7 protein-coding genes and 1 pseudogene are annotated in these 7,390 nt (G+C 64.3%); 3 read left to right on the forward strand and 5 right to left on the reverse strand.

All coding sequences use genetic code 11. The features are described from left to right. Positions 1-93: 93 nt before the first annotated feature. The 4 genes from Q0L89_RS00895 to Q0L89_RS00910 all read right to left on the reverse strand — a co-directional run bounded on the left by Q0L89_RS00895 (position 94) and on the right by Q0L89_RS00910 (position 2,594). Entirely contained in the window at positions 94-351 is a 258-nt protein-coding gene (locus Q0L89_RS00895) for a hypothetical protein (protein ID WP_296761765.1), read from the reverse strand. Continuing rightward, entirely contained in the window at positions 351-1,031 is a 681-nt protein-coding gene (locus tag Q0L89_RS00900) for a D-Ala-D-Ala carboxypeptidase family metallohydrolase (protein WP_296761768.1), read from the reverse strand. The genes Q0L89_RS00895 and Q0L89_RS00900 overlap by 1 nt, the downstream gene beginning before the upstream one ends. A gap of 265 nt (positions 1,032-1,296) precedes the next feature. After that, on the reverse strand, positions 1,297-1,605 hold the full coding sequence (locus Q0L89_RS00905; RefSeq protein ID WP_296761769.1) for a hypothetical protein: 309 nt from the start codon (positions 1,603-1,605) through the stop codon (positions 1,297-1,299). Beyond that, a complete protein-coding gene (locus Q0L89_RS00910) occupies positions 1,602-2,594 on the reverse strand; it encodes an FscB (RefSeq protein ID WP_296761771.1) in 993 nt (330 codons plus the stop codon). Before Q0L89_RS00910 ends, Q0L89_RS00905 begins: the two co-directional genes overlap by 4 nt. Before the next feature lie 171 nt (positions 2,595-2,765). Between Q0L89_RS00910 and Q0L89_RS00915 the strand changes: the two genes are divergently transcribed. The 3 genes from Q0L89_RS00915 to Q0L89_RS00925 all read left to right on the forward strand — a co-directional run bounded on the left by Q0L89_RS00915 (position 2,766) and on the right by Q0L89_RS00925 (position 7,025). Then, the gene (locus Q0L89_RS00915) at positions 2,766-3,338 is read left to right on the forward strand and encodes an XRE family transcriptional regulator (RefSeq protein ID WP_296761773.1); all 573 of its coding nucleotides are present in this window, start codon (positions 2,766-2,768) and stop codon (positions 3,336-3,338) included. Between the two features lie 246 nt (positions 3,339-3,584). Beyond that, a complete protein-coding gene (locus Q0L89_RS00920) occupies positions 3,585-4,478 on the forward strand; it encodes a helix-turn-helix domain-containing protein (protein WP_296761777.1) in 894 nt (297 codons plus the stop codon). A 96-nt stretch (positions 4,479-4,574) separates the two neighbouring features. Continuing rightward, positions 4,575-7,025: an FAD-dependent oxidoreductase gene (locus Q0L89_RS00925; RefSeq protein WP_296761775.1), complete on the forward strand. Its 2,451-nt coding sequence runs from the start codon at positions 4,575-4,577 to the stop codon at positions 7,023-7,025. A gap of 179 nt (positions 7,026-7,204) precedes the next feature. On the opposite strand, the pseudogene Q0L89_RS00930 reads toward Q0L89_RS00925, so the two are convergent. Then, a pseudogene (locus Q0L89_RS00930) lies at positions 7,205-7,390 on the reverse strand (IS66 family transposase zinc-finger binding domain-containing protein); the annotation flags it as partial.

Genomic DNA, 7,390 nt, shown 5'->3' on the forward strand with positions numbered 1-7,390 from the left:
CCCTCCGGCAACGCCGCCACCTCGTCGGCCACCCGCGCCTGCTCGGCCGGGCTGTACGCTACCACCGGCGGACACGCTCCTTGCCCGACCCGATCAAAACCCACCCCCGCGCAACCGCTCAACAAGAGCATCACGATCACGGGGACGACGCGCGGCCGCCTCCAGCATCCTTCGGTGTACGGCATTGCGACGCTCCATCATGTCTAGCCGTTCGGCGGCGCGCCCCGCGCGCTCGCCGGTGCGGCGGAGGTTGACCAGAAACAGAAGAACGGCGAGCGCGACGAGGACGATGGCCGCCACCCGCCGCACCCACGGCCGGGCCAAGATCCCGGCCAGCAAACCGCCCCACATCAGCGCTGCCCCTTGCGCCAGTCATCGAGCCGCGCCCAGACGGCAACGGCAATGCCGCCAAGCGCCAGGGCGATGAACAGCCAGCGCAGGCTGTCGAGATAGGGCACCAGCGGCAGAACCGCACCCTGCGCCTCGGCCAGCGCGTCCTGCGCCACCTCCACGCCGGCGGCACCGACGGTCGCCACCCCGGCCGCCCCGCTCCCCTTGAGCGTCCGGCTCTGCGCCAGCACCTCGCGCGCTGGCGGCGTTTCACGTGCAAACGGCACCGCCCGCGGCGGGAACGGCGCGCCCCACGACCGGGCGGGCCCGAGATCGATATGCATGAAGTTCGAGCGCGGATAGGTCCCGAAGCCCAGGAACCCCACGTCCCGCGCCGCCGCCTCGAAGACTTCCGGATCATGGTTCGCCATGGAGATATCGAACGCCGTGCCGTCCATGTGCTTCGAGCGCGTCGCGCCTCCGACCGCCTTGTTGTGCGCGGGACTGCGATAGGCCGAGTTGACAATCATCGGCTTGCCCAGCCGGTCGCGCAGGGCCTGCAACTTGTCCAGCGCCTCGGGGTGCAGCTTGAGCCGGCCGGTGCCGCGGCAGGCGATCTCGGCGGGGCTGAAGTCGGGCCAGCGCCAGAGCGCATCGGGTACATCGCGGTAATCGGCAAAGGTGCGGACGGGATCGGGCATGAGGGACTCCTCGGTTCTTGGGGGTTGCAGATTGACGGCCCCGGGCCCGACGCCCGCGAGCGCGTCGGTGGGTGGGAATGATGGGGCCCGGGAATGGCGATTGCGCGAGGCCGGCGCATGCGGGCGCGCGTTCTCACGGCGGGCGCGTTCGGGGCGGCGCGGGAAGATGTGGTCAGGGCCGCAATCCCGATCGACCACGATGCAGAGCGGTGACCCGGCGCCGTGCGCCCCATGCGCCGGGTGCCGCGCGCCCCGGGCGCCGCCGTCAGTCCTCGTGGCCGCGCTGGAAGGCGGCAAACATGAGGTTGCGCATCTCGTGGATGTCTTGCTCGATGCGGGCAAGGCGGGCATCGTCGTTGTGGCGGTCCTCGGCGCGGCGGGTCTCGATGCGGGCGCGCTCGTCGGCGAGCTCCTGCTCGAGCTTGTGCAAGAGCGCCTCGTTGGTGAATGCCTTGCGCGTCACGGCGGTGGCAAGCCCGGCAACGAAGGTGATCCACACGCCGATGGCGGCCGCGATGCCGTGCTCGCGCAAGGCCGCGGCGATCTGCTCGGTGAAGCTGGTGCGCTGGGTCATGGCGCGCTCAGCACCCCGATCTCGTCGGGCAGCGCGGTCTCAGACCAGGCGGCGCCGGTGCCCGGGTTCTGGTCCCAGGAGAAGATCGCCGTCTCGGGCTTGTCCACCGCCACCGCCAGCGCGGCGGCATCATGATCGACCCCGCCAAGGCGCAGCGAGCCGGCAAGGCTGCCCGGCCCGCTGGTCCCCGCCTGCGCGATGGCCTTCAGGTGCAGCCCGGCGATGGCCGCGCCGGCCGGGCCGGCGGGGCCCGCGAGGGTGGCAGACTGGCGCTGCCCGGCGGCGTCGCTGGTCATCCGGGTGACGATGTTGCCGTCGCCAAGCGCGGCCAGCGTGCCGGCCCACTGATCGTGGGTGCCCACCACGCCCGGCGTCTGCCGCGCGAAGCGGCGCCCGATGGTGGAGACCCCGTCGCACGCGGCAAGGTGGGCATAGAACCAGTCGGTGTTGTTGTAGTAGCGGTGCATGTCGCGGTTGGCGAACACGGCCAGCGCGGGCTTGCCCCTGGCGCCGGTGTTGGCGGCCGTGGCGCTGCTGTGGAGCACGCCGTCCACGTGCAAGGCGATGGCGATGTCGGCGCCGACCGAGAGCTTCACGTCGATCCAGTGGATTGTGGCATCGCCCATGGCGAAGGAGGTGGCGCCGACCACCTGGCTGTCACCCTCGGCCACAGCCTCGATGCTGCCGTCCGTCTGCCCGCGCAGCCGGGCCAGCATCGCCTGGTCGCCGTCGAAGAAGGACAGGAAGGGTGTGTTCGCCGCGTCGAAGCCGGTGCTGGAGGTATTCGGGCTTCGCAAGCGAACCTGGAACCACAGATCGCTCGCGGGGATGGACCATGTCGTGTCTCTTGCGGACATGAAGAGGGCCGCTTCAGTCAGCAGCGGGGTGATCTGGCGGGCAGTTGCGTGACGGCTGGCCAGCCTTGCATCCTCGGTTTCGACTTTGAGGAACTGCTCGCCATCGACGGCAGCCTCCTGAGTGTATCGCATGGCACCGGCGTTCATCCCATGAGGTCACTACGCGATCGTGCGCCCTACTAAACTCCGGTCGAGAGGTAGCGCCCGAAAGATGTCACAGCATCAGGTGAAAAAATAATTGAAAATTTCAGGCAAGACTGCAAGATTGAAAAACAAGCCCCGCTTTTCACGCAGGATATTCAATTGGATCAATCAGACGTAAGTCGTACTCGCACCCTTGGCGCTGATTTGCGGGCCCTGCGAAAGGCCCGCGGTCGGACGCTGACGGACCTGGCCGAGGCACTGGGCCGCTCGGTCGGCTGGTTGAGCCAGGTGGAGCGTGACATCTCTGAACCGTCTATTACCGATCTCCGTCAGATCGCCGAGGCACTGGGCGTGCCCATGTCGCTGCTCTTTGGCCATGCCAGCGCTCCGGTCGAAGAGCAGGGATACGTCGTGCGCGAAGGGGCGCGGCGGCCCATGGGGTCCGGCGAGGAAGGGGTGAGGGAAGAACTGCTGTCGCCCGACCTGACCGACGATTTCGAAGTGATCCATTCAACCTTCCAACCGCATTCGCGAATGCAAGGCCCAGCCAAGCGCCCGACGCAGGAGGTGGGCTACATCATCATGGGCAAGCTCGACCTATCGCTCGGAGGACGGCAATTTACAGTCGGTCCCGGTGACAGTTTCCGCTTTCGCGGCGAAGAGTATTTCTGGGCCAACCCCTATGACGAGTCAGCCGTGGCGATCTGGGTGATCGCCCCGCCAGTCTATTGAAGGAGGCTGCGATGCTCCACGGAATCCGTCATTGCGACTCGTTGGCGTTCTGGGTTGAGGCGCTGTTCGGGGGCGCGACAGAAGGCCGTTGTGAAGTCGGGGTGGATCAAGTCACCCAACTGCACGCGGCTGCACACCGGGTTGTGTAGGCCAGTGGTGCGCTCGGGTCCAGCATCGCACGACAATGCGAAAGGCGCGCTTTGTTATTGCGACATTCTGGTAACCGACGGGTTCGTGCTGACGGAAATGGCTGCAGTGAGCGATGCCCTCCGCATCACCAACCGCGTCAACGCCACGCCGCTTTTTTCCTGGACTTTTCGTTCAGCGCAAGGAGGCCCGGTAGCGAGCCCGAGTGGCGCGACGGTCATGACCGAGCCGTTTTCCGACAAGGCGCGCCCAGAGTATGTTTTTGCCATCGGCAATGCCGCCGCCAATGCCCCGGCGCTATCGATGGGGCCAACAATCCGGCGGTACGTCCATAGCGGGGCGCAGGTCTTTCTCATGGCCGAAGCGGCAAGCCGGCATCTGAAGGAGCGCGGCGGGGAGGCGAATGGCCTCGTTACGCATTGGGAAAACGCGGTCGTTCTGCGCGAGCGGTTGGAATTGTTCGGTACGGGCAGCGCACTGGCCAGCCGGGACGGACAGGTTGTCACCTGCGCGGGCATGGGGGCGACGCTTGACGTCGTGCTGTCGGTCATCGGAAGGCACGTTCCATCGGCTACACTGATGACCGTGAGAAGTATCTTTTTGCACGAACAAATTCGGGATTTCTCGACCCGACAGACCGCCGAGGGCGCGACCAGTGGCGCGACCGGGGATGCCAACCTCAAGCGCGCGGTGGCTATAATGCAGAATCGTATCGAAGATCCGATCCCCATCGGCGACCTGGTCAAGACGCTTGGTATCTCCAGCAGGTCACTTGAGCGCAAGTTTCGCGCCCATCTTGGAACCACCCCAAAGACCTACTATCGACAGCTTCGGCTGACTCGAGCCAACAACCTGCTTCTGAACACCTCGATGAGCGTGCAGGAAGTCGGCCTGGCGACCGGGTTCTCTGGCGGCTTGACCCCGATCTACAAGCAATTCTTCGGGGCGACGCCTCTGGAAATGCGGCGGCGCCGCCGCAAGGCCGAAATCTGATGAATTTGATACTGAAATTGTCGAAAACGGCGCGTTTCCCACAACAACTTTGTGACAGGTTCACGCCAGACGCTCAAAGCCAAGGAGACCAAGAATATGTCTGAACTTCCCGGTAAAGCGCGCGTGGTGATCGTCGGCGGTGGCGTGATCGGTTGCTCGGTAGCCTATCACCTGATGAAGCTCGGCTGGACCGATGTCGTTCTGCTGGAGCGCAAGCAACTGACCAGTGGCACCACCTGGCATGCGGCGGGCCTGATCGCACAGCTTCGGCCGTCCGCGAACATGACCAAGCTCGCCAAGTACACCCAGGAGCTATACAGCAAGCTGGAGGAGGAAACCGGCGTCGCTACCGGGTTTCGCCAGACCGGATCGATCAGTGTCGCGCTGAGCCAGGAACGACTGGAAGAACTGTACCGAACCGCCGCCATGGCGCGCGCATTCGGCGTCGAGGTCGAGGAGCTGTCCCCCGCAGAGGTGAAGACGCGGTACGAGCACCTCAACCTCGAAAACGTCACCGGCGGAGTCTGGCTTCCGCTGGATGGCCAGGGCGACCCTGCCAACATCGCGCTGGCAATGGCCAAGGGGGCACGGCAACGCGGCGCCGTGATCAGAGAGCGCGTGAAAGTCACGGGCATGGCCCGTGATGGCAAGCGCATCACCGGAGTCGACTGGGAAAGCGACGACGGCGCGCAGCAGGGCCATATAGCTGCCGACATGGTTGTGAACTGCGCAGGCATGTGGGGCCGCGAAGTCGGCCGTATGGCCGGGGTCAACGTTCCCCTGCAGGCATGCGAGCATTTCTATATCGTCACCGAGGCGATCAAGGGATTGCCCCGGATGCCGGTGCTTCGGGTTCCGGACGAATGCGCCTATTACAAGGAGGATGCCGGTAAACTAGTGCTCGGCGCTTTCGAACCGAACGCCAAACCCTGGGGCATTGACGGCATCCCCGACAGCTTCGAGTTCGACCAACTCCCAGAGGATTTTGACCATTTCGAACCAATCCTCGAGGCCGCCTGCAAGCGCATGCCGATGCTGGCCGATGCTGGCATCCACACTTTTTTCAACGGACCGGAAAGCTTTACGCCGGACGACGCCTATCACATCGGGCTGGCGCCGGAGATGGACAATGTCTGGGTCGCCTGCGGCTTCAACTCCATCGGAATCCAGAGCGCAGGCGGCGCCGGCATGGCGCTGGCACGGTGGATGCAAGACGGCGAGAAGCCCTTCGATCTGGGTGACGTGGATATCTCGCGGATGCATCCGTTCCAGGGAAACCAGCACTACCTGACCACCCGATCGACTGAAACACTGGGTTTGCTCTATGCTGACCATTTCCCGTATCGCCAGATGGCCACGGCGCGCGGCATCCGGCGCTCGCCGTTCCACCATCACCTGCTGGAGCGAGGCGCCGTGATGGGCGAGACCAACGGTTGGGAGCGCGCCAACTGGATCGCCGAGAAAGGGCAGGAACGCGAATACCGCTACAGTTGGAAGCGGCAGAACTGGTTCGAAAACTCCGCAGCAGAACATCGTGCCGTGCGCGAGAATGTCGGTATGTATGACATGTCTTCCTTCGGCAAGCTGCGCGTTGAAGGCCCGGATGCGGAGGACTTCCTCAACCATATCTGCGGCGCCAACATGTCGGTACCCGCGGGGAAGATCGTCTATACCCAGTTTCTCAACTCGCGCGGCGGGATCGAGGCAGACGTCACCGTGACCCGCCTCTCCGAAAACGCCTACCTCGTGGTGACGCCAGCCGCGACCCGGTTGGCCGACGAAACGCGGATGCGCCGCCACTTGGGCGAGTATCGCGCGGTCATCACAGACGTCACTGCCGCCGAAGGCGTGCTGGCGGTTATGGGGCCCAACTCGCGCGCGTTGCTCAACAAGGTGTCTCCCAACGATTTTTCGAACCGAACCAACCCCTTCGGGACGGCGCAGGAGATCGAGATAGGCATGGGACTCGCCCGAGCGCACCGTGTCTCATACGTCGGTGAACTGGGATGGGAAATTTATATCTCGACCGACATGGCCGGGCATGTCTTCGAGGCGCTTTTCGAGGCTGGGCAGGACATGGGGCTCAAGCTGTGCGGGATGCACATGATGGACAGCTGTCGCATCGAAAAGGCGTTCCGCCATTTCGGCCACGACATCACCTGCGAGGACAACGTGATCGACGCCGGGTTGGGCTTTGCCGTTGATCTGAACAAGGCCGATTTCATTGGCAAACCTGCCGTGGCCGCGCGTAAGGAAAGTGGGCCGGAATACCGAATGGTTCAGTTCCTGCTGGATGATCCCGAGCCGCTTCTGTTCCACAATGAACCGATCATACGGGATGGCGAATATGTCGGATATCTCAGTTCCGGAAACTATGGTCACCACCTCGGCGGTGCAGTGGGCATGGGGTATGTGCCCTGCAAAGGTGAAAAGGCCGCGAATGTTCTTGCCTCGAGCTACGAGATCGACGTGATGGGAACCAAGGTAAAGGCACAAGCCAGCCTGAGGCCGCTCTACGATCCAAAGTCAGAACGAATGAAGGTCTGAGGTGCCATTCATCATTGGGCAACGACCACAACGTTTCGACCGAAATTTGAATCGTCGGGGATTCCTTCAAGGGTGAGATTGTGAGATAGCGCCCCGCGGGGTGGGTAAAGAGGCCGCGCGCGGAGCCTTTGGCGTAGCGCAGCGCGCAACCGGGGCTGGCTGTCACCGAACGCCGCCGCGTTGGGGGCGGGCTCCTGAACCATGGCTTCGCAACGACGGCAGGGCTTCTTCACCCGGGCGACTTCGATCACCTTGATCTGCGCCGCGATCATGTCGAGCAGTTCGCTGACGTCCTCGCCGACCACGCGCAGATCGCCGCCACAATCGGGGCAGGCGTCGCCGGGGTCCAGTTCGCGCCGCTCGCG

The organism is Sediminimonas sp., assembly GCF_024637375.1.
Taxonomy (GTDB): Bacteria; Pseudomonadota; Alphaproteobacteria; order Rhodobacterales; family Rhodobacteraceae; genus Sediminimonas.

What these genes read in the sequence shown, in the direction of transcription:
- Q0L89_RS00895 (WP_296761765.1), bottom strand. Translation starts at nt 351, where the DNA reads ATGTGGGGCGGTTTGCTGGCCGGGATCTTGGCCCGGCCGTGGGTGCGG.
- Q0L89_RS00900 (WP_296761768.1), bottom strand. Translation starts at nt 1,031, where the DNA reads ATGCCCGATCCCGTCCGCACCTTTGCCGATTACCGCGATGTACCCGAT.
- Q0L89_RS00905 (WP_296761769.1), bottom strand. Translation starts at nt 1,605, where the DNA reads ATGACCCAGCGCACCAGCTTCACCGAGCAGATCGCCGCGGCCTTGCGC.
- Q0L89_RS00910 (WP_296761771.1), bottom strand. Translation starts at nt 2,594, where the DNA reads ATGCGATACACTCAGGAGGCTGCCGTCGATGGCGAGCAGTTCCTCAAA.
- Q0L89_RS00920 (WP_296761777.1), top strand. Translation starts at nt 3,585, where the DNA reads ATGGCTGCAGTGAGCGATGCCCTCCGCATCACCAACCGCGTCAACGCC.
- Q0L89_RS00925 (WP_296761775.1), top strand. Translation starts at nt 4,575, where the DNA reads ATGTCTGAACTTCCCGGTAAAGCGCGCGTGGTGATCGTCGGCGGTGGC.